Annotated in this window: 26 protein-coding genes; 16 read left to right on the forward strand and 10 right to left on the reverse strand. The window is 67.2% G+C overall.

Annotated elements, in window-relative coordinates; genetic code table 11:
* Complete coding sequence (locus tag NF4_RS34060; RefSeq protein ID WP_063131520.1) at positions 1–216, reverse strand: biotin/lipoyl-binding carrier protein; 216 nt, start codon at positions 214–216, stop codon at positions 1–3.
* A 144-nt stretch (positions 217–360) separates the two neighbouring features.
* Between NF4_RS34060 and NF4_RS40350 the strand changes: the two genes are divergently transcribed.
* Positions 361–435 (forward strand): 50S ribosomal protein bL37, encoded by a 75-nt coding sequence (locus NF4_RS40350; protein ID WP_022597109.1) that lies wholly within the window; start codon positions 361–363, stop codon positions 433–435.
* An 89-nt stretch (positions 436–524) separates the two neighbouring features.
* On the opposite strand, the gene rsrA is transcribed toward NF4_RS40350, so the two are convergent.
* Together rsrA and NF4_RS34070 are read right to left on the reverse strand one after the other, a co-directional pair.
* Positions 525–797 (reverse strand): mycothiol system anti-sigma-R factor, encoded by a 273-nt coding sequence (gene rsrA / locus NF4_RS34065; protein ID WP_063131540.1) that lies wholly within the window; start codon positions 795–797, stop codon positions 525–527.
* Positions 798–817: 20 nt separating this feature from the next.
* Positions 818–1,486 carry a sigma-70 family RNA polymerase sigma factor gene (locus tag NF4_RS34070; RefSeq protein ID WP_157120750.1) on the reverse strand — a complete coding sequence of 223 codons (669 nt, stop codon included), beginning with the start codon at positions 1,484–1,486 and terminating at the stop codon, positions 818–820.
* Positions 1,487–1,788: 302 nt separating this feature from the next.
* Here NF4_RS34070 and NF4_RS34075 point away from each other — a divergent pair, with 302 nt between their 5' ends.
* On the forward strand, positions 1,789–2,280 hold the full coding sequence (locus NF4_RS34075; RefSeq protein ID WP_063131521.1) for a YbaK/EbsC family protein: 492 nt from the start codon (positions 1,789–1,791) through the stop codon (positions 2,278–2,280).
* A 125-nt stretch (positions 2,281–2,405) separates the two neighbouring features.
* Positions 2,406–2,756: a hypothetical protein gene (locus NF4_RS34080; protein ID WP_063131522.1), complete on the forward strand. Its 351-nt coding sequence runs from the start codon at positions 2,406–2,408 to the stop codon at positions 2,754–2,756.
* A 47-nt stretch (positions 2,757–2,803) separates the two neighbouring features.
* On the opposite strand, the gene NF4_RS34085 is transcribed toward NF4_RS34080, so the two are convergent.
* The gene (locus tag NF4_RS34085) at positions 2,804–3,649 is read right to left on the reverse strand and encodes an SOS response-associated peptidase (protein WP_063131523.1); all 846 of its coding nucleotides are present in this window, start codon (positions 3,647–3,649) and stop codon (positions 2,804–2,806) included.
* A gap of 182 nt (positions 3,650–3,831) precedes the next feature.
* Here NF4_RS34085 and NF4_RS34090 point away from each other — a divergent pair, with 182 nt between their 5' ends.
* From NF4_RS34090 to rsgA, 3 genes are all read left to right on the forward strand, one after another.
* The gene (locus NF4_RS34090) at positions 3,832–5,337 is read left to right on the forward strand and encodes an aldehyde dehydrogenase family protein (protein ID WP_063131524.1); all 1,506 of its coding nucleotides are present in this window, start codon (positions 3,832–3,834) and stop codon (positions 5,335–5,337) included.
* An 80-nt stretch (positions 5,338–5,417) separates the two neighbouring features.
* Positions 5,418–6,728, forward strand: a complete 1,311-nt coding sequence (gene aroA, locus NF4_RS34095) for a 3-phosphoshikimate 1-carboxyvinyltransferase (RefSeq protein ID WP_084533793.1) — start codon at positions 5,418–5,420, stop codon at positions 6,726–6,728.
* Positions 6,725–7,726 carry a ribosome small subunit-dependent GTPase A gene (rsgA, locus tag NF4_RS34100; protein WP_063131542.1) on the forward strand — a complete coding sequence of 334 codons (1,002 nt, stop codon included), beginning with the start codon at positions 6,725–6,727 and terminating at the stop codon, positions 7,724–7,726. Before aroA ends, rsgA begins: the two co-directional genes overlap by 4 nt.
* Positions 7,727–7,735: 9 nt before the next feature.
* Here the strand turns inward: rsgA and NF4_RS34105 are convergent, their stop codons facing one another.
* On the reverse strand, positions 7,736–8,113 hold the full coding sequence (locus NF4_RS34105; protein ID WP_063131526.1) for a TfoX/Sxy family protein: 378 nt from the start codon (positions 8,111–8,113) through the stop codon (positions 7,736–7,738).
* A 302-nt stretch (positions 8,114–8,415) separates the two neighbouring features.
* On the opposite strand from NF4_RS34105, the gene NF4_RS34110 reads away from it, so the two are divergent.
* The 4 genes from NF4_RS34110 to NF4_RS34125 all read left to right on the forward strand — a co-directional run bounded on the left by NF4_RS34110 (position 8,416) and on the right by NF4_RS34125 (position 11,507).
* Positions 8,416–9,882, forward strand: coding sequence for a hypothetical protein (locus tag NF4_RS34110; protein WP_063131527.1), 1,467 nt, complete (start codon positions 8,416–8,418; stop codon positions 9,880–9,882).
* A 45-nt stretch (positions 9,883–9,927) separates the two neighbouring features.
* A complete protein-coding gene (locus NF4_RS34115; RefSeq protein ID WP_063131528.1) occupies positions 9,928–10,518 on the forward strand; it encodes a TetR/AcrR family transcriptional regulator in 591 nt (196 codons plus the stop codon).
* 135 nt (positions 10,519–10,653) lie between these two features.
* Positions 10,654–11,160: a hypothetical protein gene (locus tag NF4_RS34120; protein ID WP_063131529.1), complete on the forward strand. Its 507-nt coding sequence runs from the start codon at positions 10,654–10,656 to the stop codon at positions 11,158–11,160.
* Positions 11,154–11,507 (forward strand): GntR family transcriptional regulator, encoded by a 354-nt coding sequence (locus NF4_RS34125; RefSeq protein WP_063131530.1) that lies wholly within the window; start codon positions 11,154–11,156, stop codon positions 11,505–11,507. Before NF4_RS34120 ends, NF4_RS34125 begins: the two co-directional genes overlap by 7 nt.
* A 189-nt stretch (positions 11,508–11,696) precedes the next feature.
* Here the strand turns inward: NF4_RS34125 and NF4_RS34130 are convergent, their stop codons facing one another.
* From NF4_RS34130 to NF4_RS34145, 4 genes are read right to left on the reverse strand one after another with little or no spacing between them, the layout of a single operon-like run.
* Positions 11,697–13,058 (reverse strand): LLM class flavin-dependent oxidoreductase, encoded by a 1,362-nt coding sequence (locus NF4_RS34130; protein WP_063131543.1) that lies wholly within the window; start codon positions 13,056–13,058, stop codon positions 11,697–11,699.
* Between the two features lie 10 nt (positions 13,059–13,068).
* On the reverse strand, positions 13,069–13,947 hold the full coding sequence (locus NF4_RS34135) for an ABC transporter permease (protein WP_063131531.1): 879 nt from the start codon (positions 13,945–13,947) through the stop codon (positions 13,069–13,071).
* Positions 13,940–14,770, reverse strand: a complete 831-nt coding sequence (locus NF4_RS34140; RefSeq protein WP_063131532.1) for an ABC transporter ATP-binding protein — start codon at positions 14,768–14,770, stop codon at positions 13,940–13,942. Before NF4_RS34140 ends, NF4_RS34135 begins: the two co-directional genes overlap by 8 nt.
* The gene (locus NF4_RS34145; protein ID WP_063131533.1) at positions 14,767–15,864 is read right to left on the reverse strand and encodes an ABC transporter substrate-binding protein; all 1,098 of its coding nucleotides are present in this window, start codon (positions 15,862–15,864) and stop codon (positions 14,767–14,769) included. The genes NF4_RS34140 and NF4_RS34145 overlap by 4 nt, the downstream gene beginning before the upstream one ends.
* 375 nt (positions 15,865–16,239) lie before the next feature.
* On the opposite strand from NF4_RS34145, the gene NF4_RS34150 reads away from it, so the two are divergent.
* Positions 16,240–16,626: a DUF732 domain-containing protein gene (locus NF4_RS34150; RefSeq protein ID WP_063131534.1), complete on the forward strand. Its 387-nt coding sequence runs from the start codon at positions 16,240–16,242 to the stop codon at positions 16,624–16,626.
* A gap of 79 nt (positions 16,627–16,705) precedes the next feature.
* On the opposite strand, the gene secA is transcribed toward NF4_RS34150, so the two are convergent.
* A complete protein-coding gene (gene secA, locus NF4_RS34155; protein ID WP_063131535.1) occupies positions 16,706–19,555 on the reverse strand; it encodes a preprotein translocase subunit SecA in 2,850 nt (949 codons plus the stop codon).
* Positions 19,556–19,864: 309 nt separating this feature from the next.
* Here secA and NF4_RS34160 point away from each other — a divergent pair, with 309 nt between their 5' ends.
* From NF4_RS34160 to NF4_RS34180, 5 genes are all read left to right on the forward strand, one after another.
* Positions 19,865–21,274 carry a WS/DGAT/MGAT family O-acyltransferase gene (locus NF4_RS34160; RefSeq protein WP_198165579.1) on the forward strand — a complete coding sequence of 470 codons (1,410 nt, stop codon included), beginning with the start codon at positions 19,865–19,867 and terminating at the stop codon, positions 21,272–21,274.
* 10 nt (positions 21,275–21,284) lie between these two features.
* Positions 21,285–21,788: a DUF6912 family protein gene (locus NF4_RS34165; protein ID WP_063131544.1), complete on the forward strand. Its 504-nt coding sequence runs from the start codon at positions 21,285–21,287 to the stop codon at positions 21,786–21,788.
* Between the two features lie 183 nt (positions 21,789–21,971).
* Entirely contained in the window at positions 21,972–23,105 is a 1,134-nt protein-coding gene (locus NF4_RS34170; RefSeq protein ID WP_063131537.1) for a ferredoxin reductase, read from the forward strand.
* A gap of 235 nt (positions 23,106–23,340) precedes the next feature.
* Positions 23,341–24,711, forward strand: coding sequence for a fatty acid desaturase family protein (locus tag NF4_RS34175; protein WP_063131538.1), 1,371 nt, complete (start codon positions 23,341–23,343; stop codon positions 24,709–24,711).
* Between the two features lie 203 nt (positions 24,712–24,914).
* Positions 24,915–26,171, forward strand: a complete 1,257-nt coding sequence (locus NF4_RS34180; RefSeq protein ID WP_063131539.1) for a fatty acid desaturase family protein — start codon at positions 24,915–24,917, stop codon at positions 26,169–26,171.
* The last annotated feature ends 214 nt before the right edge of the window (positions 26,172–26,385 follow it).

The following is a 26,385-nucleotide window of genomic DNA, read 5'->3' on the forward strand; positions in this document are numbered from 1 at the left end:
TTACTGCACGACGGCGATGAGGTCGCCCTGCTGGAGAACCTGGCCCGGAGTGACAGCGATGGATGCGACTTCGCCACCGACCTCGGTGATCACGGGGATCTCCATCTTCATGGATTCGAGCAGAACGAGGGTCTGATCGATCGCCACCTGTTCCCCGACTTCGACCTCGACGGTGAGCACCGTGGACACCATCTCCGCCCGCACTTCTTCCGCCATGACACCCCGTTCGCTAGGTTCGTTCCGGTTTCGGGGCCCTGCCCGCTGTACCGCCGTCGGTACAGCCAACCACACATGGAAGAATGGCCGGGATCAACATGTACTCCCCGCAGTCGCGGGATATGTCCCCAGGAGGAGCTACCGATGGGTAAGCGTGGCCGCAAGAAGCGCAGCCGTAAGGGAAATGCCGCCAATCACGGCAAGCGTCCCAACGCCTGAGCCGACCGGCTGAGGCCGGGCACAGACCACGAGCGGCCCGCACTTCCTGGGAAGTGCGGGCCGCTCGGTGTTCGGGTGGTGGGCCGGTTTCAGGCCCGGTTCGGGTCGGCCGGGAGATCGCCGGCCCGGAAGGTCACCGCACGGATCTCCACGGCAAGCCGTTCGCGCAGCGAATCGGGGGCCTTGTCACCGCCGCATTTGCGATGCAGCATGCTCTTGATCTTCTCTTCGATGCCGTAGGCCTCGATGCAGGGCGCGCAGTGGTCCATATGGTGCTGGAGCCGTTCGCGGGTGCGGTCGTCGCATTCGCCGTCGAGCATGAGCCAGACGTCGGCCAGTACCGCCGTGCAGTCGAGCTCCATATCGGGGTCGTGCTCGGTGCTCACTGCTTGACCTCCTGGCGCACCGCCGCGGCGGTATCGGCATCGCCGGACTCGGACGCGTTGCGATTGAACCCGCGTTCGCGCGCCACATCGGCGAGCAAACCCTTCAGTTGTTTCCGTCCGCGATGCAGCCGGGACATCACCGTACCGATAGGAGTGCCCATGATGTCGGCGATCTCCTTGTACGGGAACCCTTCGACATCGGCGTAGTACACCGCCATCCGGAACTCCTCGGGCAGTTGCACGAGGGCGGCTTTGATGTCGTCGTCGGGAAGGGCGTCGAGGGCCTCGACCTCGGCCGAGCGCAGGCCGGTGGAGCTGTGTTCGGCAGTGGCGGCGAGCTGCCAGTCGGTGATCTCGTCGGTGGGGTACTGCGCGGGCTGGCGCTGTTTCTTACGATACGAGTTGATGTAGGTGTTGGTGAGGATCCGGTAGAGCCAGGCCCGCAGGTTGGTGCCTTCTTTGAAGGACTTGAAACCGGCATAGGCCTTGACGTAGGTCTCCTGGACCAGATCTTCGGCGTCGGCGGGGTTACGCGTCATCCGCAGGGCAGCGCCGTAGAGCTGGTCCAGCATGGGGAGCGCGTCCCGCTCGAACCGCTGGGCCAGTTCGGCGTCGGTCTCCGGCTGCCCGGCAGGCCGCGCGTCGGCGCCGGTGTCGGTCGCCACGTCGTCCTCGCTCGTCACACGTGTCCCTTCGATCGGCTTACCTGCCAAATCTACCGGGAACGTGAACTGCGGGAAGAACCGCGTGCGCGCCGGAGCCGGATCATGGTGGACCGGGCGTGGTTCGACGAGAACGGGCACCGTCACTCCTTCACTCGTGCGCGGGGCCGCACCAGCGGAACAGTCTGTTCCGTCCGATGCGCTGTTTCTGCCGCGTACAACTCACTGTGCGGGCGAAGTGTTCCCCGACCATGGGAAAGACACCTCACAGACCGGGTCGGCGCCGCCCGGGTAGGGTCCGGCACATGGCAGCAGCCGCGACTCCGGCGATCCGGGCACTGGTCACCGCCGGTGCCGCACACACCGTGCACAGCTACGACCACGACCCGCGCGCCGGCACCTACGGTGGCGAAGCGGTCGATGTGCTGGTCGCCCGTCTCGGTGTCGAACCGGGGCAGATCTTCAAGACGCTGGTACTGGAGTTGTCCACCGGAGCACTGGCGGTCGCGGTGCTGCCGGTTCCCGGCACGCTGTCGCTGAAGGCCGCGGCGGCGGCGCTGGGGGCGCCCAAGGCGGCGCTGGCCGACCGGACCCGGGCCGAGCGCGGGACCGGTTACGTTCTGGGCGGTATCTCTCCGCTGGGACAGCGCAAACGCCATCCCACGGTGATCGACGACTCCGCGCTCGGCTGGGATCGGGTGTTGTGCAGTGCGGGGCGGCGGGGCCTGGAGATCGAGGTCGCGCCCGCCGATCTGGTCCGGTTGACCGGCGCGGTCACCGCCCCGGTCACCGCCTGAGCCGGGGCGGCGCGGCGCCGGATCGGCCCGCTCCCCCGCGCGCCGAGCGGTAATTCCCCAGGTCAGGGGTGTTCGTATGCGTTACTTGGTACGACCGATCGTCCGACCCGAGGATGTGATGCGATATGTCCCCGCGCAAATCTGTGCGCACCGTGTTCTTCGCCGTGTCCGCGGCTGTGGCCCTGTCTGTCGGCCCGGCGGTGCTGTCGGCGCCGGTGGCCCTGGCGGCGCCGGGTGAGTTCCCGTTCGACGGCCAGGGCTCCGAGGACGAACCGGAGAGCCGCGCCCAGGAGGGCCACACACCGGAGGGCCGCACACCGGAGAACGATCTCGGTAAGCGCGTCGAGGAGGCCGGCGAGCGCGCCGAGGAGGCCGGCGGCGGAGTGGTGACCGAGGTCATCGATCTGAGCGGCGATATTTTGAAATGCGGCTTGCACATCGCCACTCCGGCGATCGAATGCCCCCTGGGCGGCTGAGCCCCGCGTCGGCCCGGGGCGGTTCACCGGCCCGGGCCGACGCGCCCTCACAGCAGGGTGGTCTGCTCCGCCGTATCGGGGGCGGACGCCAGTAGTTCCGGGCCGTTGTTCTTCACACTGTTCACCAGGGTCGACACCGGCCGCGCCGCGATCTCGGCCACCAGGGCCTCGCTGGGCGGCCCGAGCAGGTCGGCGGGTGCGCGGTGATCGGGGTCGAGCCAGGCATCCCAGTGTTCGCGGGGCATGGGCAGCGGCATCCGGTCGTGGATCCGGGTGAGGTCACCGACCGCGTCGGTGGTGAGGATGGTGCACGACAGCAGCGGTTCGGGATCGTCGAGCGACCGGTCCCGCCAGACCGACCACAGCCCCGCCATGTACAGCCGCTCACCGTCCGGACGGGACATGAAGTACGGGTGCTTGACCACCTTGGGCTTCTTCCCGCTGCCCGAACCCGCCGGATCGGATTCGACGAGCCATTCGTACCAGCCGTCCATCGGGACCAGGCAGCGCCGGTATTTCACCGCGTCCCGGAAGGACGGGAGCGTGGCCGCCCTGTCCGCCCGGGCGTTGAACAGTGGTTTCCCCTTCACCGGAACTCCCGGTTCGGCGGCTTTGCTCCAGTGCGGAATCAGCCCCCAGCGCATCTTCCGGATACGGCGGCTCGGTGTGTCGTCCGGGTGTTCGTGGGTATGCCGGTCGACGACCGTGACGATCTGCGTCGTCGGCGCGACGTTGTAGTTGGCCCCCGGCGCCCGGCCACCGCGGCTGTCCGCGTCCTCTCCGGCCGTCGGCCCGCCACCGCCCGGTGCTCCGAAGCCCCCGGTCTCGTCGATGGCGTCCAGCTCCACCGCGAGCCGGCCGGGATCCGTCGTTGTCGCATACCGTCCGCACATATCCCGATACTTGCACCGAATACCGACAGATCAAGACAATCCCGGCCCTGTCCGCAACAATGATGCTAGTACCTGGTGACGTGTTGAGAGTTATGTCTTAGCATTCTCTCACCGGGACGCGGCGGTCACAGGCTGCCCGTTCACACGCGCAGCTACCGCCCTACTTCCGCAGAGGAGAACCTGTGACAACCACCGAAAACGCTACCGAGAAAGAATCGGTGCTCACCTCGGTCGATCCGGCCACAGGAGCGACCCTGGCCACGTATCCGATCGCCGACGAGAAGGCGGTCGGTGAGGCTGTCGCGAAGGCGCGCGCCGCCGCTCCGGTCTGGGAGAATTTGGGCTTCGACGGCCGGAAGAAGGCCCTGCTGCGCTGGTCCAGCCGGCTGGTCGCCAAATCCGACGAATTCTGCGCGCTCATCCATGCCGAGAACGGTAAACCGCTCGATGACGCCTTTCTGGAACTGATGCTCGCGCTCGAGCACATCGCGTGGGCGGCCAAGCACGCCAAGAAGATCCTGTCCCCCCAGAAGGTCCCCTCGGGCCCGCTGATGGCGAACTTCTCGGCCCGCATCGAATACCGGCCGCTGGGTGTCATCGGCGTGATCGGACCGTGGAACTATCCCGTCTACACCCCTAACGGGTCGCTGGCCTACGCGCTGGCCGCCGGTAACACCGTGGTGTTCAAGCCGTCGGAATTCTCCACCGGAATCGGCAATTTCCTCGCCGAAGCCTTCTCCGAGGCCAACCCGGAACTGCCCGAGGGTGTTTTCGTCACGATCAACGGTTTCGGCGCGACCGGTGCCGCGCTGGTGAAATCCGGAGTGGACAAGATCGCGTTCACCGGTTCGGCCGCCACCGGACGCAAGATCATGGCCTCGGCCGCCGAGAACCTCACCCCGGTGCTGCTGGAGTGCGGCGGTAAAGACCCCGTGATCGTGGCGGCGGACGCGGATGTGAAGGCCGCCGCCGACGCCATCGCCTGGGGTGCCACCTCGAACAGCGGCCAGACCTGCGCCGGCGTGGAACGCGTCTACGTGGACAAGTCGGTCAAGGAGGAGTTCCTCGCCGAGCTGACCCGCATCCTGAAGGATGTGAAACCGGGCTCGGACAAGGACGCCGCCTACGGTCCGATGACCATGCCGAGCCAGATCGATATCGTCAAGAAGCATATCGACGCGGCCCTGGCCAGCGGCGGCAAAGCGCTGCTGGGCGGCCCGGAATCCATCAAGGGCCCCTTCATCGAACCCGTGGTGCTGGTGGACGTGGACGAGGACTCGGCGGCGGTCAAGGAGGAGACCTTCGGTCCGACCGTCACCGTCACCACGGTGAACAGCATCGACGAGGCCGTGGATCTCGCCAACAACACCACCTTCGGCCTGGCCTCGGCGGTGTACTCGAAGAAGCAGGGCCTCGAGATCGCCCGGCGGTTGAAGGTCGGCGCGACCTCGGTGAACTCGGTACTCGGCTTCGCCGCCATCCCCGGACTGCCCTTCGGTGGCAGCGCCGACTCCGGTATCGGCCGTATCCACGGTGAGCCGGGTATGCGCGAATTCGTCCGGCCGCATTCGATCGCGGTGCAGCGCTTCACGATTCCCGGGATGGCGTTGCAGAGCTATCGCCGCACCCAGACGAACATGAAGATGCTGCGCAGGATGGTTCCGCTGTTGCACGGCCGGAACAAGTAGTCCGGCAGCTACCGGTGAGGACGCGATCGGTGGTGCTCGGCGACACACTGACGAGCACCACCGACACGCCTGTCGGCCCGATGCGCCAAGATGGTCGGGTGAGTTTCTGGCCAGCGCCCCATGTCGATGCCCCAGTGCATGCGACCGTCACCCTGCCCGGCTCCAAATCGATCACGAACAGAGCGCTGGTCCTGGCCGCGCTCGCCGATGGTCCCTCGACCATCACCGGAGCCCTGCGCAGCCGTGACACCGGTCTGATGATCGCCGCGCTGCGTGCCCTGGGCACCCAGATCATCGGCGACGCCGACACCCTTGCCGTCACCCCCGCGCCGCTCCAGGGCGGGCGGGTCGACTGCGGCCTGGCCGGAACCGTGATGCGTTTCGTACCCCCGGTGGCGACCCTCGCGGTGGGCGAGACCGCCTTCGACGGCGATATCGCCGCCCGGGTCCGCCCGCTGCGCACCATCCTCGACGCCCTGCGCGGGCTCGGCGCGGATATCGAGGGCGACGCCCTGCCGTTCACCGTGCGCGGGACCGGTGCCCTGCGCGGTGGCGCCATCACCATCGACGCCTCCGGTTCCTCGCAGTTCGTCTCGGGTCTGCTGCTGTCGGGGGCGCGTTTCGACGAAGGTGTGGTGGTGCGCCATTCCGGCAGCGCACTGCCCTCCATGCCGCATATCGAGATGACGGTCGAGATGCTGCGCCGCGCCGATGTCGCGGTCGAGGCGCCCGCCGATGTCCGTGGCGAACAGACCTGGACCGTATCCCCCGGCCCGATCCGAGCGGTCGACTGGACGGTCGAGCCGGACCTGTCCAATGCCACCCCGTTCCTGGCCGCGGCCGCGGTCACCGGCGGCAGCGTCAGCATCCCGCACTGGCCGCGGCTGACCACCCAGGCCGGCGATGTGATCCGGGAGATCCTGGTGCGGATGGGCGCCGAAGCCGGTTTCAGTGACGGCGCGCTCACCGTGACCGGTCCGGACCGGCTGGCCGGTATCGACATCGATCTGCACGATGTGGGCGAGCTCACCCCGACCGTCGCGGCGCTGGCGGCACTGGCCGATTCGGAGTCCCGGCTGCGGGGCATCGCCCATCTGCGCGGGCACGAAACCGATCGGCTCGCCGCGCTGTCCACCGAGATCAACCGGCTCGGCGGCCAGGTGTCCGAAACCGAGGACGGTCTGGAGATCGTCCCCGCCCCGCTGCACGGCGGCCGCTGGCACTCCTACGCCGACCACCGGATGGCCACCGCCGGCGCGATTCTCGGGCTCGCCGTACCGGGGATCGAGATCGAGGACATCGGGACGACCGCCAAGACCCTGCCCGATTTCGTCGCCCTGTGGGAATCGATGCTCGACCCGCAGTCGGCCGAACCGGGAGCGGCTCACTGAGCCGGCGCGGCCGCACCACCGCCTCCTACGACGAATCCGATGTCCGGGTACGTCCCGGGCGGAGTTCGCGGCCGCGGACCAAGACCCGCCCGGAACACCGGGACGCGCAGCCGGCCATGGTCGTCTCGGTGGACCGTGGGCGCTGGGGGTGTGTGCTCGACGGCGATCCGCAGCGTCCGCTGGTGGCCATGCGGGCCCGGGAACTGGGCCGCACCCCCATCGTGGTCGGCGATCGGGTCGAGGTGGTCGGCGACGTGTCCGGCCGGCCCGACACCCTCGCGCGGATCGTCCGGGTCACCGAGCGCACCACCGTGCTGCGGCGCACCGCCGACGACACCGATCCGTTCGAGCGGGTGGTGGTCGGTAATGCGGAGAAGTTGTTCATCGTGGTGGCGCTGGCCGATCCGCCGCCGCGTACCGGGTTCGTGGAGCGGGCCATGGTGGCCGCCTACGCGGGCGGTCTGGAACCGGTCCTGTGTCTCACCAAACACGACCTGGCCGGAGACTCGGAATTCGCGGCCGCGTTCGAAGATCTGGACCTGACCATCGTCTACGCGGGGATCGACGACCCGCTCGACGCGACACTGGCCCTGCTCACCGGCCATCTCACCTGTTTCCTGGGGCATTCCGGGGTGGGGAAATCCACCCTGGTCAACCGGCTGGTTCCCGACGCCGAACGGGCGGTCGGCGAGGTGTCCGGGGTCGGCAAGGGCAAACACACCTCCACGCAGTCGGTCGCGCTGGCGCTGCCGGGTGGCGGCTGGGTCATCGACACGCCGGGCATCCGATCGTTCGGCCTCGCCCACATCACGCCCGACGACGTGATCGCGGCCTTCACCGATCTCGCCGCGGCGATCGAGGACTGCCCACGCGGTTGTACGCATCTGGGCCCGCCCGCCGATCCGGAATGCGCGCTGGACGAATTCCCGGACAAAGCGCGGCGAGTGGCGGCGATCCGCCGTCTGCTGGTCGCGCTGAACTCCAACGACCAGTGGTGAGTACACCGGTTACGGCAGCCGGGCGTTCTTCCGCCTCGGTGCCCGGGGTTTCGGCGTCTTGGGCGGTAGCGATCCGGCGAACCGGACGCCGCGTTCGACCCAGGTGGTGAGGTCACGGTCGTCGCGGACCGCCGCCTCCGTCACCCGTAGCCACCCGTCCAGTTCCCGGCCCTGCATCACCATGGGGGTCACCGAGATGTCGTCGACCAGCGCGGCGGCCGCCGCGGGCTCCATTCGCACCATCAACCCGCCCTCCCGGCTGACCGCGACCCCCATATGGCCGCCGATCAGGAAGGCCAGTCCGCCGAACATCCGCCGCTCGGACACGTCGGCGCCGGCGTCCACCACAGCCCGGACCCGCTCCGCCAGTTCCTCGTCGTATGCCATGGGATCAGTGTCCGCCCCCGGGCCGACAGATTCTCCTGGCGCGGGCAGGACACAGCAGACTCGGTGGCTCGCCGGGGGCAGTCGTTCTGCGCCGCCTCCGGACGGACCACGGCGCTCTCGCCGGTGAACGCATCGCAGCCGTAGACACCTCCGAACCGATTCCCGCTCCGGCACAGGAAGACCGACCGGCCACCCGACGGCCCTCATCAGCGGCGGCCCGACATCGGCTAAATTAGATACACTTGCGTAGCTATGATTACGTAGCTACAGTATCGGATCTAGCTACGACGAAAGAAGCGCCCATGAACTTCTCGCTGCCCGTCACGGTCGACTGGAAGACACCGACCATCACGTCGAAAACCACGCTGACCACCCATCTGTGGACCGCGCCGCCACTGCGGCGCGGTTCCCAGATCCACGACAAGGCCTTCGACGCGCTGCGTGCGCTCGGGACCGACTACACCCGATTCCTGCCCTGGTGGTCCTCCCCCAAATTGGCCGTACCCGAACTCGAGGCGCCCGCCGACGGCCGGACCTCATGGGATTTCCGACGGCTCGACGCGTTCGTGGACGACTTCCTGGACGCCACCGCCGGCCGGCCGGTGGTCGCGAATTTCGCCACCATCCCCACCTGGATGTTCGAAACACCGGAGCCGGTGGTGGTGCAGGACGATCCGGGCGCGATCCATTGGGACTACGAACAGGGCACGCAATTCCGTGACCCCACCCTCACCGAAGTAGCCGAGCATTTCGAGCGGATCGGCCGCTGGTACATCGCCGGCGGATTCACCGACCAGTTCGGAGTGCGCCACGAATCCGGCCGCGACCACCGCTTCGCCTACTGGGAGGTGCTGTGCGAACCCGATATGGGCCACCAGCTCTCACCCGAGGTCTACACCAGGCTCTACGACGCGGTCGTCGAACGACTGCGCCCGCTCGATCCGGAGATGAAGTTCATCGGGCTCTCGCTCAGCCCGATCACCACCGATCCGGAGTACTTCTGGCACTTCCTCGACCCCGCCAACCACAAGGACGGCATCCCCCTGGACGCGTTCTCGTACCACTTCTACGCGACCCCGCAGATCGTCAACCCGATGTCATCGGCCGGAAACGCACCGTTCGAGGAATGGCCCGGCCTGTTCTTCGCACAGGCGGACGGTTTCCTCCGCCAGGTGCGGCTGGTCGAATCCATCAAACAGCGGCTGTCCCCCGGGACCGAGACGCATATCAACGAAGTCGGCACCTTCACCCCTGATCTGATGAATCCGGAACCGGATGCGCCCGAGGACTATTGGGCGCTCAGTGGCGCCGTCGTCGCGTACCTGTGGTCGCGGCTGACCGCACTGGGCATCGACCTGGTGGGCGTGGCCGAATTCATCGACTATCCGGGGATGATCCACGGCGCCTCGTTGCTGGACTGGAACACCGGGGAGCCCAATGCCCGCTATCGGGCACTGAAGCTGCTGCTCGATAATTTCGGCCCGGGCGACACCGTGCACCGGGCCACGGCCTCCCCCGTGCCGGACGCCCCGGAGACCACGGTGCACAGTCAGGCCTTCGCGTCCCCGGAGGGCCGGCGCCGCATCCTGCTCGTCAACAAGAATCCGCATCCGGTCCCGGTGAACTTCACCGACCCGGTGGCCGCGATCGATACGGTCGATACCACGACCGGTTCCGGTCCAGCAGTGCGGAAAGAGGTGACGAACGGGGAAGTCGAGCTCGGCCCGTTCGCCACCGCCGTCGCGGTCGTCGGTTCCGCCGCCGACTAGTCTGCACGGGACAGGTCCCGCGCGATCACCGGAAAGACAGGTTCCATGCCCGGCACACGTGGCCGCCGAAGCGATGCCGAAGTGGTGGCGGCGGTGCGTGCCGCGGTCGTCGAGGAACTGATCGATGTCGGCTTGGGCAAGCTCACCATGGACGGGATCGCGCAGCGCGCCGGTATCGCGAAAACCTCGCTGTACCGGCGCTGGGACAGCCCGCAGACGGTACTGCTGGATGCGTTGCGAAACGAATTCCCGCAGGAGCGGCCCACACCCGCCCCGACCGACGATCTGCGGCACGATCTGATCGAGGCCCTTCGGCTGATGGTGTCCTGGCTGGCGACCCCCACCGCCCGCGCCACCGGCGCGATTCTCGCCGAACGCGAGCGCTATCCGGAACTGGCCGAATCCATTTACGCCCAGGTGTTCGAGCCGAAGGGCGGACGCTTCACCAGTACCGTGTTGCGACATTACGCGGACGCCGGCCGTATCGACCCGGACCTGCTCACCCCCGTTGTCGTCGATATCGGCGAGGCCCTCGTCCTGAAGTTCGCCCTCGACGCGGGCGAACTGCCCGGCGATCGAATTCTCGCCGATATCGTCGACCAGGCCATCCTTCCCGCGGTCGGGCACCGGCGCTGATTCCGGCCCTCGCCGCGGCCGCCCGGTCCGTCGACATCGAAGCTCGGTCGGGGCCGCCATGAAGAACTCACCGCACCTGCGTGCACCTCGGCGAGCCGGTGCGGACCAGGCTGGCTCGCCGCACCGGCGAGCCCGGTGACACCGGGTCCGGCACCGGCCGAACCCCTCGCCCTCGGCCGCACCGAACGGGTCAGCTGGTCGCGGCGGGCGGTGTCACCGTGGATGCTGTTGACCGCTGTGGTCGCCGTACTCATGGGAGTGGTGGTCGGATTCGTCGCCCAGCCGCTGGCCGGGGCACTGCTGGCGCTCACCGGAGTACTGCTCGCGCAACTGGCGTTGCTGCGGGTGGTGGTGGATCAGCGCGGCCTCACCGTGGGGACCGGCGTGCTGGGCTGGCCACGATGGCGGCTGCGGGCCGGCGACATCACGGAGGTATCGGCCGACGACATCTCGCCCCTCCAGTACGGCGGGTACGGCATCCGGATGATCCCGGGGGCCACGGCCGTGGTGCTGCGCGCCGGACCCGGCATCGTGGTGACCCGCCGCTCGGGGCGCCGGTTCGTGGTCTCGGTCGACGACGCCGGCACGGGTGCGGGTGTCCTGGCCGGTGTCGTCGCACGGGCGGACCGAACCCGGTGCTGATCCGTGTGGACCCGGCGCGGCCCGAGCCGCTGGCCGACCAGATCGCGGCCTGTGTCCGGCGGGCGATCGCCGACGGTGACGCGCCCGCCGGAATCCGGCTGCCCGGCGCCCGGGAACTCGCGGCGTCGCTGGACGTGAGTATCCATACCGTGCTCGCGGGTTATCAGCGGTTACGCGACGAAGGGCTGATCGAACTGCGCCGCGGGCGCGGCGCCACGGTCCGCGCCGGGACACCGGATGGGCGGGCGGTGGTGATCGAACTCGCCCGGCAACTCGTGGACGCCGCCCGGCGCATCGATCTGGACGAGAACGAACTGCTCGAACTCGTCCGCGCCGCCGCGCGCTGACCGTACCTGCGCTGCGTCTCGGCCACGGGGCCGGCGCGGCTACGCGTCGAACCCGGACGACGGAGCCCTGCGTCCGGCCACCCGCGCGCCGGCGAAACCGACGCCCGCCGACGAGTGGTGGGCGAGCCCGACCACCGGGCCGGCTCGGCGGTTGCCTGTTGCGGGCGCCGCTGCACGCCCGCCGCAGCGCTACCGGGCGCCCCCGCCGTGTTGCCAGGCGCCCGCCGCGGCCGCGACCGGGGCGAACCGGCCCGTATGGCGGCCGAGCCCGTAGTGCCCGCGCAGCGTGCGCTCGGTGTACTCCGTGCGGAACAGGCCACGGGTCTGCAGGATCGGGACCACCTGGTCTACGAAATCGATGAGGCCGCCGGGCAGGTACGGGGGCATCACATTGAAGCCGTCCGCGGCGCCCGCCTCGAACCAGGCCTGCAGATCGTCGGCGATCTGTTCCGGTGTCCCGGCGATGGTGCGATGTCCGCGGCCGCCGCCGAGCGCGGCGATGAGCGAGCGCACGGTCAGCGACTCCCGGGCGGCCAGATCCTTGACAAGCTGGTAGCGGCTCTGGTTACCGCGGATCTGCTCGATCGGGGGCAGCGGCGGCAGCGGCGCGTCGAGGGGATGGTCGGTGAGGTCCAGACCGAGCATCTGGGAGAGCTGGCGCAGCGAGTACTCCGGGGAGATCAGATCGGTGAACTCCTGCTCGAGCCGCTTCGCGGCCTCCTCGGTCTCGGCGATGAACGGCACGATCCCGGGCAGGATCAGCACGTCGCCGGGATCGCGACCGTGGCCGGCGGCCAGCGCCTTCACCTCGCGATAGAACTCCCGGCCCTCCGGGATGGAGCGTTGCGCGGTGAAAACGGCCTCCGCGTAGCGACCGGCGAAATCCTTACCGCTGGTCGAGGAACCGGCCTGCACGAGCAGCGGGCGTCCCTGCGCCGACCGCGGCACATTGAGCGGGCCGCGCACCTGGAAGCGGTCCCCGTGGTGGTCGATCGTGTGCACCTTCGACGGATCGGCGAAGACCCCCGTCTCGGCGTCGAGCACCACGGCGTCGTCCTCCCAGGAGTCCCACAGCGCCGTCGCGGCATCGACGAACTCCGCTGCCCGCTCATACCGGCCGTCGTGGTCGGGCACCTGGTCGTAGCCGAAATTGGCGGCTTCGTCGGCGGTCCCGGAGGTGACGATGTTCCATCCGGCCCGCCCACCGCTGATCTGATCGAGCGAGGCGAATTTCCGGGCGAGGTTGTAGGGCTCGTTGTAACCGGTGGAGGCGGTGGCGATGAGTCCGACCCGCTCGGTCACCACCGCCATCGCCGACAGCAGGGTGATCGGTTCGAACACCGCCTGGGTGTTGCGTTCGATCCGCGGACCCACCGCGAGGCCGTCGGCGAAGAACACCGAATCGAGTTTGCCGCGTTCGGCGATCCGCGCGAGCTCCTGGAAATGGCCGACCCGCAGCACATTGCGCGCCTCGGTCCGCGGATGCCGCCAGGCCGCTTCGTGGTGGCCGACACCCATGAGGAACGCGTTGAGGTGGAGTTGGTTCGACATCACTACCTGTCTAGAGAGCTACGCGCCAGCTGGACAGCCGACGCTCGACGAACACGAGGATCACGTTGAAGATCAGGCCGACCAGCGCGATGGCGATGATCCCCGCGTACATATCGGGAATCTGGAAGTTCAGCTGCGCGGCGGTGATCAGGTACCCGAGCCCGGCTTTCGCGCCGACCATCTCGGCCGCGATGAGCACCAGGATCGAGGACGCCGCGGCCATCCGCAGGCCGGTGAAGATGGTCGGTACCGCCGCCGGCAGCACCACCTTGTACACCAGCGCGATCTGGGAGAAGCCCAGGGAACGCGCGGATTTGACGAGCAGCGGATCGACCGTGCGCACCCCGGAGATGGTGTTGAGCAGGATCGGGAAGGTGCAGGCGTAGATCACCAGCGCCACTTTCGAGGTCTCACCGATTCCCAGGACGAGAATGAAGACCGGCAGCAGCGCCAGCGCCGCGGTGTTGCGGAACAGTTCGAGGACCGGGTTGAGGAAATCGGCCACCGGCCGGTACCAGGCGATCGCGACCCCCAGCGGGACCGCGATCGCCACCGCGATCACGAACCCGGTGAGCGCGCGGGACAGACTGGTCGATACGTGTTCCCAGAGCTGCCCGTTACCGATCAGCTCGAAGAAGGTCGCGGCGACCTCGGTGAACGGCGGCAGGAAGACCTTGTCGACCAGACCCACCCGGGGCGCGATCTCCCAGAGTGCCAGGAAGGCCAGGATCGCGATCGACGGTTTCGTCACCCGCCAGGCCAGCCCCGCCAGCCACTGCACCGGCCGGCGGGCCGGGGTGTTCGCCGGTGCGGTGGGCCGGGCGAGTGCGGGCTCGGGCCCGGCGGTGCGCGGCGCGTCGAAGGTGCCGGTGACGAGTGCGCTAGACATGCTGAACCTCTTCGGTCGTCGAGATATCGGCGAGTTCGAGCGAGTGGGCGCGTTCGACCTCGTCGTGCAGCAGGGACCAGATCCGGTGGCGAAGAGCACGGAACTCCTCGCCGGAGCGGATGTCCTCGGCGGTGCGGTCGATGTCGACGTCGACCACCGTTTTGACCCGGCCGGGCCGGGAGGTCAGCACCGCTACCCGCTGACCCAGATAGATCGCTTCGTCGATGCCGTGGGTGATGAACAGGATCGTCTTACCGGTGCGCTCCCAGATCCGCAGCAGTTCGTCCTGCAGCGATTCCCGCGTCTGCGCGTCCAGTGCGGCGAACGGTTCGTCCATCAGCAGTACTTCGGGATCGAAGGCCAGACTGCGGGCGATCGCGACGCGCTGTTTCATACCGCCGGACAGTTCGTGCGGGTAGCGGTCGGCGAAACCGGCCAGGCCGACGAGTTCGAGGTAGTGCTCGGCACGCTCGCGCCGCTGCGCGCGGGGCACGCCTTTGGCCTCGAGCCCGAATTCGATATTGCGGCGGGCGCTGCGCCAGGGCAGCAACGCGTACTGCTGGAAGACGATCCCGCGGTCCAGGCCGGGCCCGGTGATCGGCGTGCCGTCGAGCAGGATCTGCCCGGAGGTGGGGGTACTCAGGCCGCCGAGCAGGTCGAGCAGCGTGGATTTACCGCAACCGCTGGGTCCGACGAGCACCAGGAACTCGCCGGCGGCGAGGTCGAGGGTGATGTTTTCGACCGCGGTCAGTTCGGCTTTCCGGCCTCGGATCGGGAACCTCTTGGTCACCTGATCCAGGCGGAGTTTGGGTGCAGTGCTCATTTCTCACCGGCCAATGCTTGTCCGTCGGGGCCACCGTCGGCGGGGAAGGTGCCGTTGGCGTACGGGTTGTACTCGTTGGTGTAGAGGTCGCGGGCCGCCGGCGCGTCGTCGTCGAGTTCGCCGTTGCGGACCAGCCAGTCGATCCAGATCTGCAGTTCCCGTTCGGCGATCACCGCGCCCGGTACCGGGATCCCGGAACTGCGCCAGTACTTCACGGGTTCGGCGCTCTCCGTGCGGCCCCGCTTGTGGATGATGTCCAGGAAGCGGGCCACCACTTCTTCTCGCGGATGGACCTGGGTCCAGCGGATGGCCCGCGCGGTGCCCTGAACGAAATCGCGTACCGCCTCGGGGTTGGCGGCGATGAAATCGTCGCGCATCACATACGTGCCGTAACTGAACGCGCCGAACAGATCCCGGTCGGTGAACAGGGCCCGGATACCACCCCGTTCCAGGGCGCTCTCCCGCTGGATCGAATTCAACGTGCCGACGTCGATCTGTCCCTCACGCAGCGCCTGCTCGGTGTTCACCGGCGGTACCACCACCAGCTGTACCGATTTGATCTCGTCCGGGGTGAGTCCCTGCTGGGCCAGCCATTCGCGGGTGAGGAATTCATGATGCGCGCCGAGAGTGTTCATCCCGATCTTCTTGCCGATCAGGTCGCGGGCCGACCGGATCGGGCTGTTCTCCAGTACGTAGTAGCCGGTGTATTCGTGCGCGTCGGCACCGTAGGAGCTGAGCACCGAGGTGATGGGTGCACCGGCCGCGTTGAGCTTGACGACGGCTCCGTTGAACGCCGACCCGAACTCGATGTCCCCGGTGGCCGCCGACTGGATGTCCTGCGGACCGCTGGTGGTATCGCCGACCCACTCCAGCTGAATCTTGTCGTAGTAGCCCAGGTCGGCGGCCAGTTCGTGGAATCCCACCTTCCCGGCCCAGCCCTGATAACGCAGGATGGTCTTCCCGTCGGCCGTTTCGGCGGCCTCACCGCCCGCACCGCACGCACACAGCAGCATCAGCAGGGCGGTGACCGCCGCGACGCACGCGACGGCCCGCGGCCGTCGGTGGCTCCGTGTCGTATCCTGGCGTACTGGCATGGGTTCTGTCCCTTGTGATGTGGTTGCGCTGCCCGGCTATCGTGCGGTCCGCGAGCGCGGCTGCGAACCCTTTGCCTCGAGGCGAGTCCAAACTCGCGCCCACTATCGCGCCCGGCGCCGGGTTCCGCGCGGCCCCCAGAACACGCCCGGCCAACGCATATTCGCGGAATACGATCAGGCAAATTGATGGGATGTTCGGCGACGCACGGCGAATCAGCAAACCGCCGGCTTCCCACCGCGTTAATATGCGGCGCGCACCGAAGTTATTCGGCCGAGACGGCCTCGAGACGTCGGCGCGACAGTCCGGGGCCGAGCCCTCGTGGCGGCCCCGCTGCTTCATCATTCCGTCCCGCATCAACGAACACAGAAGGAACGATGCTCAAAATTCTGGCCATCGGCGCGGTCACCGCCGCGCTCGTGTTCGGCAGCTTCTCCAGTGCCTCGGCACACCCACCCGGCGTCTCGCGCCCGGGATCGGCGGGTGTGCACAGCCCGGCGGGCAAGGACGATTCCGTCGCACAGCTACCCTTCACCGACCGAGAATTCCTCCGCGCCAGCGCCTTCGACGACGAGACCCGCCAGCTCCAGGATGCGGCGATCGCCCTCGCACACGCCCAGTGCGATTACCTCGGCAGCTCCGGCAACACCCCGGCGACCCGCACCTACCTCGCCGAGGAAGCACGGCCGTTCGTGGAATACCCCTACTTGTTCCTGGAAGCCGCGGTCGGCGCCTACTGCCCGCAGCACACCGTGATGACCTGAGCGGACGCGGCATTCCGGATACTCCTCCGACACGACGGCGCCCGCCCGGTATACCGGGCGGGCGCCGTCGATTTCGAGATCAGTGCTTACGACGCGTCTTGGGGCCCCGGCCCTGTTTCGTCTGCGCCCGGGCCGCCTCGCGGCGTTCCCGCCGGGTGCCCTGGGTCGGCGCATCGGAGCCGCCGTACTCCTCCGCGTCGCTGTGCACCGCGGTGCGGCCGCCCTCGTCCGGACCCGAATAGCTCAGACCCCGCGGGCCCGAATCGTCGATACCGCGGGCGCGCAGTGCCGGCGGCGCACCGTTGAGGATCGGCAGCTTCTCGGTGGGGTACTGGCTCTCCGGCGGCACCGGCTGCGAACCGATCGGGGACCGCAGACCCGGGTCCACCTGGACGCCGTCGGGTTGCGGCTGCTGGACCTCCACCTGGACGTTGAACAGGATGCCGACGGCGTCCTCCTTCAACCCCTCCAGCATGTTGGCGAACATATCGAAACCCTCGCGCTGATATTCCACCAGCGGATCGCGCTGGGCCATCGCGCGCAGGCCGATACCTTCCTTCAGGTAGTCCATCTCGTAGAGATGCTCGCGCCACTTCCGGTCCAGCACCGACAACATCACCTGACGTTCCAGGGTGCGCATACTGCCCTCGCCCGCCAGGCCGTCGATCTCGGCTTCGCGCTGCTCGTAGGCGGCGTGCGCGTCGTCGAGGAGGGTTTCGAGCAGATCCTCGCGGGTGATCTCCCCGGCCTCGCCGACCTCGGTCTCACCGGTGATGTCGCGGTGGTTCAGGCTGATCGGGTAGAGCGTTTTCAGTGCGCCCCACAACTTGTCCAGATCCCAATCCTCCACATAGCCCTCGGCGGTGGCGCCGTCCACGTAGGCGGTGATCACGTCGGTGATCATGCTCTGGACCTGGCCCTCCATATCCTCGCCGCGCAGGATCTGGTTGCGCTCGTTGTAGATGACGGTGCGCTGCTGGTTCATCACCTCGTCGTACTTGAGCACGTTCTTGCGGATCTCGAAGTTCTGCTGCTCGACCTGGGTCTGCGCGCTCTTGATGGCCTTGGAGACCATCTTCGCCTCGATCGGGACATCATCGGGCAGGTTGAGCCGGGTCATGATCGACTCCAGCGCCGCGCCGTTGAAACGGCGCATGAGCTCGTCGCCGAGCGACAGGTAGAACCGCGACTCACCCGGGTCGCCCTGGCGGCCGGACCGGCCGCGCAGCTGGTTGTCGATACGGCGGGAGTCGTGGCGCTCGGTACCGAGCACGTAGAGACCGCCGGCCTCCTTCACCGCCTCGGCATCCTCGGCGACCTGCTTCTTCACCTTCTCCAGCGCGTGGAACCAGTTGGCCTGGTATTCCTCGGGGGTGTTCACCGGGTCCAGGCCCTGCTGGCGCAGCAGGGTGTCGGTGATGATGTCGGGGTTACCGCCGAGCACGATATCGGTACCGCGGCCGGCCATATTCGTCGCGACGGTCACCGTGCCGGGCCGGCCCGCCTCCGCGATGATCTGCGCTTCCTTCTCGTGGAACTTCGCGTTCAGCACATTGTGCGGGACACCGCGCTTGGTGAGCTGCTTGGACAGATACTCCGAACGATCCACGCTGGTGGTACCGATCAGCACCGGCTGCCCCGCCTGGTGGCGTTCCACCACGTCGTCGACCACGGCGTTGAACTTCGCCTCTTCGGTCTTGTAGATGAGATCGGCCTGGTCGATACGGACCGGCGGCTTGTTGGTCGGGATCGGGATGACGCCCAGGTTGTAGATCTGGTGCAGCTCGGCCGCCTCGGTCTCGGCGGTACCGGTCATACCGGAGAGTTTGTCGTAGAGGCGGAAGTAGTTCTGCAGCGTGATGGTGGCCAGGGTCTGGTTCTCCGGCTGGATCTCGACCCCTTCCTTGGCCTCGATCGCCTGGTGCATGCCCTCGTTGTAGCGGCGGCCGACCAGGATGCGCCCGGTGAACTCGTCGACGATGATCACCTCACCGTCGCGAACGATGTAGTCCTTGTCGCGGGTGTAGAGCTCCTTGGCCTTGACGGCGTTGTTCAGGTAACTCACCAGCGGGGAGTTGGCGGCCTCGTAGAGATTGTCGATACCGAGCTGGTCCTCGACGAATTCCACACCCGCTTCGTGCACGCCGATGGTGCGTTTCTTGATATCGACCTCGTAGTGGAGATCTTTTTTGAGAAGCGGTGCGATTCGGGCGAATTCGGCATACCACTTGCTGGAGGCGTCGGCGGGGCCGGAGATGATGAGCGGAGTACGCGCCTCGTCGATCAGAATCGAGTCGACCTCGTCGACCACAGCGAAATTGTGGCCACGCTGAACCAGATCGTCCAGCGAATGCGTCATATTGTCGCGCAGATAGTCGAAGCCGAATTCGTTGTTCGTGCCGTAGGTGATATCGGCGGCGTAGGCCGCGCGCCGCTGCGGCGGCGTCATACCGGCCAGGATCGCGCCCACCTCGAGACCCAGGAACCGGTGCACCCGGCCCATCCACTCGGAGTCACGTTTGGCCAGGTAGTCGTTGGTGGTGACGATGTGCACGCCGTCGCCGCCGATCGCGTTCAGGTAGGCCGGCAGCACCGAGGTCAGGGTTTTGCCCTCACCGGTCTTCATCTCGGCGATATTGCCCAGGTGCAGCGCCGCGCCACCCATGATCTGCACTTTGTAGTGCTTCTGCTGCAGGACCCGCCACGAGGCCTCGCGCGCCACCGCGAAAGCCTCGAGCAGCAGGTCGTCCAGCGATTCACCATCGGCATAGCGCTCGCGGAATTCGTCGGTCTTGGCGCGCAGCTCGGTATCGGTGAGGTCCTCGTAGTCGCCCTCGAGCCCGATCACCTCGTCGGCGAGATGGGAGAGGCGCTTGACCATGCGACCCTCACCAAAACGTAGCAACCTCGTCAGTGTCAGCGCAGGCACGAGTCTCGTCAGTCCTCTGGGTCGGTTTCGGCTCCGATGTCGGCGGCGCGCGGCCCGGCGACGGGCCGCGTAGCCGCAGCTTGCTTCATGGTAATGCGGCTCCCATGGTAGGCGCCGCCGCGTACCCGGCGCGTGTGCCTCGTCCGACATTCGGCGGCCGGTCGGGGCCCGCGCCGGCTATATCACCCCGAGCTCGCGCGCAAGCCTTCGAATTACATATCGGAATATCACACACAATGGTGCGGGAACAGGTACCACCTGGTCACAATGGAGACCGGATTCCGGACTCTGAAAGGGGCAGACGCCAGGGTGATAGCGAAGCTGACACCGCAGGACGCGGACTTCTTCCGGCTGGAATCGACTACCCACCCGGTACACATCGGGTCGCTGGCCGTTCTCGACAACACGGGCGACGACGGCGGGCGCATCATCGACTACCAGGGCCTGGTCGATCTGGTGGAGTCCCGTCTGCCTCTGGTGCCCCGCTATCGACGCAGGGTGCGCGAGATCCCGCTGTCGCTGGGCCGGCCGGTCTGGGTCGAGCACAGTCATTTCGATCTCACCTACCACCTACGGCGTTCCGCGCTACCGTCGCCGGGCAGCGACGAGCAGCTCTTCGAACTGGTCGCCCGGCTCGGTTCGCGCCAGCTGGACCCCGGCCGCCCGCTGTGGGAGATGTACCTGATAGAGGGATTGAGCGGCGGTCGATGCGCGATCTACACAAAATCCCACGCCGCCCTGGTGGACGGACACGCCGCGCTGGAGATCGGGCACGTCATCGTGGACGATGCCGAGTCCCCCCGGGAGGTCGCCGACGACGCATGGCTACCGGGCCGAGAACCCAGCGACGCGAATCTTCTGCTGGGCACGCTCGGGCATCTGGTGGCCCAGCCCGGTTCGGCAGTGGAAGTCCTGCAGGAGGTCGGAGCGGGTACCGCCGGGCTGATCGGCACGGCGAGCCGCACACTGGGCGGCGCGGTATCGGCGGTGCGGTCCGCGACCAGCAGCATGCCGGACAGCCCCATCAATGCGCGCACCTCCCGCCAGCGCAGATTCACTGTCGCGGTCACCGAGCTCGACGACTACAGACGGGTGCACCAGCAGGTCGGCTGCACGATCAACGATGTCGTGCTGGCCGTGGTCACCGGTGCGCTGCGCAACTGGCTGCTGTCGCGGAACAAGGGCCTGACCGAATCGAGCGTGCTGCGCGCGGTCGTGCCGATGTCGGGCTACAGCGGGGAACCGGGCACCGGGCGCACCCTGCCCAGCGGGATCAGCCCGTTCCTGATCGACCTGCCGGTCGGCGAGCCCAGTCCGGTCATGCGGCTGTCCCATATCGCCCATGCCACCGCGGAGGACGCCCGCGGCCGGCACGGCGTGCGGGCCGCGACCCTGGTGCACCTCGCCGGTTTCGCTCCGGCCAGCCTGCACGCGATGAGTGTGCGGGCGGCGAGTACGTTCGCAGACCATACGTTCAATCTGGTGATCACCAACGCGCCGGGCCCGCAGACGCCGATGTTCGTCGGCGGTGCGCGGATGCTGGAGATGTACCCGGTTTCACCACTGCTGCGCAACCAGGCGACGAGTATCGGGATCACGTCCTATGACGGGCGGGTCTGCTACGGACTCAACGCCGACCGCGAGGCGATGGCCGATATCGGGGTTCTGGCCGCGTCGGTGCCCGAATCGATGGAGGAGTTACTCGGTGCCTGCCTCTGACCGCAAGACCATGCGCGTGTACGTGCCGGCCACCGTGCCGATGCTGCGCGAGCTCGTGGACAAACGCGTACTGCACGCGGTCGGCGGGACGGCTTTCGCGCTCACGCCCACGCTCCGCGAGGCCTATGCCTCGGGCGATGACGAAGAACTGGCCGAGGTCGCCATGGCCGAGGCCGCGCGGGCGGCACTGCGGCTGCTGGCCGAGGAGGTCCACGGTTCCACCACCCCGATGTACCGCCGCGCGGTGATCGCGGTGGATGTGGAGGGCGCGACCCTGCGCCCGGACCTGGACGACGCGGTGGTGAAGCTGGACGGACCGATCGAGTACGAGCGGATCGCGTCGGTTCATCTGGACCTCGCCGAAGCCGAACCGGCGGTGGCCGAGGCGGTCGACAATGTCGATGCCGCCGACCTCGGTGACGAGGACGCCGAGTTCGTACTGGGCGACGCCGAGGACCATCAGCTGGCCTGGTACGCCACCCAGGAACTACCGTTCCTCGTCGAGCTGCTCTGAGCCCACGCTTGTGACCGGGGACCGCCGGCGCGGCTGCTCGCTGTGAGCCGCAACCGGGTCGGCGGGTGCCGTTCACCTGGGCTCCCGCCACAACCTACGATGCCGTAACCTGGTGCCACGGCGCGCCCCGGGCGCGGAGAACACAGGAGACGAACAGCGCAAATGGGCAGGAAACCGAACGCAATGACGGTGCGCGGTGTCAAGAACTGGCTGGAGGCGCCGGCGGCCGGTATCGCCGAACGCGGCGGCAAACTGAATCTGCTGCGAGGGGCGGTGGCACGGGTCACCACGCCCCTGCTGCCCGACGACTATCTACACCTGGCCAACCCGTTGTGGTCGGCGCGGGAACTGCGCGGGCGGATCGTCGACGTCCGTAAGGAAACCGCCGATTCGGCGACGCTGGTGATCAAACCCGGCTGGGGCTTCGACTTCCGGTACGAACCCGGGCAGTACATCGGTATCGGGATCCTGGTGGAGGGGCGCTGGCACTGGCGGTCCTATTCGCTCACCAGCCCGCCCGACTGGGACGACCCCCGCTACGGCAAGAAGGTCATCGCCATCACGGTGAAGGCGATGCCGGAGGGTTTCCTGTCCAGCCACCTGGTCAACGGGGTGTCGGCCGGGACGATCGTCCGGCTGGCCGCCCCGCAGGGCGCGTTCGTGCTGCCGTCCCCGCCGCCGCCGAAGGTCCTGTTCCTGACCGCCGGCTCCGGCATCACCCCGGTCATGTCGATGCTGCGCGCCCTCGATCGCCGTGACGCGGTGACCGATGTGGTGCACATCCATTCGGCGCGGACCGCCGAGGACGTGATATTCGCCGCCGAACTCGACGCACTGCACGCGCGACATCCCGGATTCGTCTCCCACATCCACCTCACCGGCGAGAAGGGCAAATTCGCCACTTCCGCCCTGGACGAGCTCTATCCCGATTGGCGGGAGCGCCAGGCCTGGGCGTGCGGCCCGCTGGGCATGCTCGACGAGGTCGAGAAGCACTGGCAGCAGGCCGGTCTCGAATCGGCGCTGCACGTGGAACGGTTCGAGGTGGAGCGATCCGCGACTACCGAGGGCGGCACCGTCACCTTCGGCAAGAGCGGCCGCACGGTCACCGTGGACGGCGCCACCACCCTGCTGGAAGCCGGTGAATCCGCCGGTGTTCAGCTGCCGTTCGGCTGCCGGATGGGTATCTGCCAGACCTGTGTGGTCACCTTGAGTTCGGGACATGCCCGCGATCTACGCAACGGCATGGAGCGGTTCGAAGGAGAGAAGGTTCAGACGTGCATCTCCGCCGCGGCGGGTGACTGCACACTCGAGGTGTGATCGATACGGTTCACTCTGCAGCCTGCCTCCCGCAGGTACGCTCGACGTGAACCGCAGGTCGCTCTCCGGGTCCGGGGAGATCACGGAACCCGCTATCCGTATCCGACCCAGCGTGAACACAGACCGGCCGGGTGAACGGTGTGTCAGCATAAGAACTCACACGGCCGGACCGAGGGCGGGGATACCGCCTATCCCGCTCTCGTCTTCGCAGACAGCGCTTACAGAAGGGACGCCGGTGGCAATCACCGACATCAGAGCTTATGCCCACCTCACGGCCGAGGATGTCGAGACGCTGGGGAAGGAACTCGACACCGTCCGCCGGGAGGTCGAGCAGTCCCTGGGCGAACGGGATGCCCGGTACATCCGGCGCACCATCGCCGCGCAGCGCGGACTCGAGATCGTCGGCCGTCTGGTGCTGGTCGGCAGCCGGAACCGGTGGGCCTGGCTGTCCGGGACCGCCCTTCTCTCGCTGGCCAAGATCATCGAGAACATGGAGCTCGGTCACAACATCAGCCACGGGCAATGGGACTGGATGAACGATCCGGAGATCCATTCCACCACCTGGGAATGGGATATGACGGGCCCCTCCAGGCAGTGGCAGACCGCGCACAACTACACACACCACACCTACACCAACATCCTCGGCATGGACGAGGATCTCGGTTTCAATTTCCTCCGTATGACCAGGGACAACCAATGGCGGCCGATCCATCTGGCGCAGCCGGTGTCCTATCTTCTGCTGGCATCGATGTTCGACTGGGGCATCGCTCTGCACGATTGGAAGATCCAGCGTGACCACGCGGAGGTGGGCCCCTGGGAGTCGTCCCGGCACAACGTCGAATTCGTCCGTAAGGCGTCCCGGCAGCTGGGCAAGGACTTCTTGATCTACCCGGCGCTGACCGGCAAGAATTTCAAGTACACACTCGCGGCCAACATCGCCGCGAACCTGATCCGCAATATCTGGTCGAACGTGGTGATCTTCTGCGGGCACTTTCCGGACGGTGCGGAGAAGTTCTCGCCGGAGCAGTTGACGAACGAGACCGGCGGGGAATGGTATCTCCGGCAGATGCTGGGCAGTGCCAACTTCACCGCCGGCCCGGTAATGGGCTTCATGAGCGGCCATCTGAGCCATCAGATCGAGCATCACATGTTCCCTGATCTACCGAGCAACCGTTATCCGGAGATCGCCCGTCGAGTGCGCCAGCTCTGCGAGAAATACGATCTGCCGTATACGACGGGATCCCTGAGCAAGCAATACCTGCTCGCCTTCCGCACCATTCACAAACTGGCCCTGCCCGACCGATTCCTACGGCGTACCGCCGACGATGCGCCGGAGACCTCTTCCGAACGCAAGTTCGCCGGACTCACCGTGCACGCCGGGCCGGAGAACCGGCCGTGGAGTATCGACCCGGCGACCGGAAAGCGTCGCGGCCTGCGCTCGGCGTTGCACGAGGCGAAAATCGCGCTGCGCGCCAAAGCCGAGCAGGAAAAGGAAATGCTGCGCAGCGCCGAGCGGACCCTGCGGGCCAAGGCCCGGCAGGAGCAGGATCTGCTCCGGCGAGCCCGGCACGCGCTGCGCAGATCGCAGCGTTCGTACTCGGCCTGAGCGGCGCGTTCGAATAATCGCGTGGGGCGTAACACGACCGCCATGCCAGGCGATCATCCACACCGAGTCCCAAATGTGACGCACAATTGCGGCGTTTCGCCCGGTCTATCATCAGGCTTTGGGACGTGCAATAGGGCGCACACCACATTTTTTACGTGAATCTCCAAACCTACGGTGACGTAACTTACGGTAGGGTAGCCGCCATGGCTATCTCGGATGTCAAGGAATACGCGCATCTCACCGAGGCGGATGTGGAGGCTCTCGGAGCCGAGTTCGATGCGATTCGCCGGGACATCGAATCGACCCGAGGCGAGCGCGACGCCCGATACATTCGCAATGTCATCAGGCTCCAGCGTGCGCTCGAGATCAGCGGCCGGACGGTCCTGTTCGCCAGTTTCCTGCCCCCGGCCTGGCTGGCCGGCGTGGCGTTGCTGGGCACCGCCAAGATCATCGAGAACATGGAGATCGGGCACAATGTGATGCACGGTCAATGGGACTGGATGAACGATCCGGAGATCCACTCCACTCACTGGGAATGGGACAACGCGGGCCCGTCCAAACACTGGAAGCACACCCACAACTACCTGCACCACAAGTACACCAACGTCCTGGGAATGGACGACGATATCGGCTACGGCCTGCTGCGGGTCACGCGTGATCAGCGCTGGAAGCCGTTCAACATCGGTAACCCGGTCTACAACCTGGTGCTGCAGTCGCTGTTCGAATACGGCGTCGCGATCCAGCACCTCGAACTCGGGAAACTGGCTGCCGGGAAATTCAAGCCGGGAAGCCCAGAACGGGCGGAATTCGACCGTAAGGTCGACGAGGTCGTGGCCAAGGTCAAGAAGCAGGCGGTGAAGGACTACGTCGTCTACCCGCTATTGACCGGGCCCTCGTTCTTCCACACCCTGACCGCCAATCTCACGGCGAACGTGATCCGCAATGTCTGGTCCAACGCGGTCATCTTCTGCGGCCACTTCCCCGACGGCGCCGAAAAATTCACCAGGGCCGATATCGACAACGAATCCCAGGCCCAGTGGTACCTGCGGCAGATGCTGGGCAGCGCCAATATCTCCGGCGGCAAGCTCATGCACTTCATGACCGGCAATCTCAGCCACCAGATCGAGCACCACCTCTTCCCCGATCTGCCCAGTAACCGCTACGCCGAGGTCGCGGTGCGGGTGCGCGAACTGTGCGACAAATACGACCTGCCGTACACCACCGGCTCGCTGCCGGTGCAGTACTTCAAAGCCTGGCGCACCATCCTGAAACTGTCGCTGCCCAACAAATACCTTCGCCACACCGCCGACGACGCCCCCGAGACCGCCTCGGAACGGAAATTCAACGGGCAGGCGGTGTCCACGGTCGATCCCATCACCGGAAAGCGCCGGGGCCTGCGCACGGCGATCGCCGAAGGCCGCCGCCGGCTCCGCCGCCGCTCGGTCGCCCTGGCGGGCTGATTTTCCGGCGGCGGGATCGCAGGCCTGAGCTTCGGCCCACCCTACGATCCCGCCGCACCCGGCTCCCCACCTACGACCGGGCATAAGCTCCCATGGCTCCAGCGAGCCCCGAACACTCGGCAAACTCCACGTGCTCACCTGATCACCTGGTCACCGCGGACAGCCGCACCCTCTCGGTGCCGAGTTCAGCGAGGCCCACAAAGGGTCGAGGCCC

It is taken from the genome of Nocardia fusca NBRC 14340 (assembly GCF_001618425.1).
Classification (GTDB): Bacteria; Actinomycetota; Actinomycetes; order Mycobacteriales; family Mycobacteriaceae; genus Nocardia; species Nocardia fusca.

Excerpts from the sequence above, each read along its gene's own strand:
- NF4_RS34135 (WP_063131531.1), bottom strand. The coding sequence starts at position 13,947 with ATGTCTAGCGCACTCGTCACCGGCACCTTCGACGCGCCGCGCACCGCC.
- NF4_RS34105 (WP_063131526.1), bottom strand. The coding sequence starts at position 8,113 with ATGGCATACGACGAGGAACTGGCGGAGCGGGTCCGGGCTGTGGTGGAC.
- NF4_RS34110 (WP_063131527.1), top strand. The coding sequence starts at position 8,416 with ATGAACTTCTCGCTGCCCGTCACGGTCGACTGGAAGACACCGACCATC.
- NF4_RS34140 (WP_063131532.1), bottom strand. The coding sequence starts at position 14,770 with ATGAGCACTGCACCCAAACTCCGCCTGGATCAGGTGACCAAGAGGTTC.
- NF4_RS34115 (WP_063131528.1), top strand. The coding sequence starts at position 9,928 with ATGCCCGGCACACGTGGCCGCCGAAGCGATGCCGAAGTGGTGGCGGCG.
- NF4_RS34085 (WP_063131523.1), bottom strand. The coding sequence starts at position 3,649 with ATGTGCGGACGGTATGCGACAACGACGGATCCCGGCCGGCTCGCGGTG.
- rsrA (WP_063131540.1), bottom strand. The coding sequence starts at position 797 with ATGGAGCTCGACTGCACGGCGGTACTGGCCGACGTCTGGCTCATGCTC.
- NF4_RS34145 (WP_063131533.1), bottom strand. The coding sequence starts at position 15,864 with ATGCCAGTACGCCAGGATACGACACGGAGCCACCGACGGCCGCGGGCC.
- NF4_RS34075 (WP_063131521.1), top strand. The coding sequence starts at position 1,789 with ATGGCAGCAGCCGCGACTCCGGCGATCCGGGCACTGGTCACCGCCGGT.
- aroA (WP_084533793.1), top strand. The coding sequence starts at position 5,418 with ATGCGCCAAGATGGTCGGGTGAGTTTCTGGCCAGCGCCCCATGTCGAT.
- NF4_RS34170 (WP_063131537.1), top strand. The coding sequence starts at position 21,972 with ATGACGGTGCGCGGTGTCAAGAACTGGCTGGAGGCGCCGGCGGCCGGT.
- NF4_RS34150 (WP_063131534.1), top strand. The coding sequence starts at position 16,240 with ATGCTCAAAATTCTGGCCATCGGCGCGGTCACCGCCGCGCTCGTGTTC.
- NF4_RS34130 (WP_063131543.1), bottom strand. The coding sequence starts at position 13,058 with ATGTCGAACCAACTCCACCTCAACGCGTTCCTCATGGGTGTCGGCCAC.
- NF4_RS34080 (WP_063131522.1), top strand. The coding sequence starts at position 2,406 with ATGTCCCCGCGCAAATCTGTGCGCACCGTGTTCTTCGCCGTGTCCGCG.
- NF4_RS34180 (WP_063131539.1), top strand. The coding sequence starts at position 24,915 with ATGGCTATCTCGGATGTCAAGGAATACGCGCATCTCACCGAGGCGGAT.
- NF4_RS34165 (WP_063131544.1), top strand. The coding sequence starts at position 21,285 with ATGCGCGTGTACGTGCCGGCCACCGTGCCGATGCTGCGCGAGCTCGTG.
- NF4_RS34060 (WP_063131520.1), bottom strand. The coding sequence starts at position 216 with ATGGCGGAAGAAGTGCGGGCGGAGATGGTGTCCACGGTGCTCACCGTC.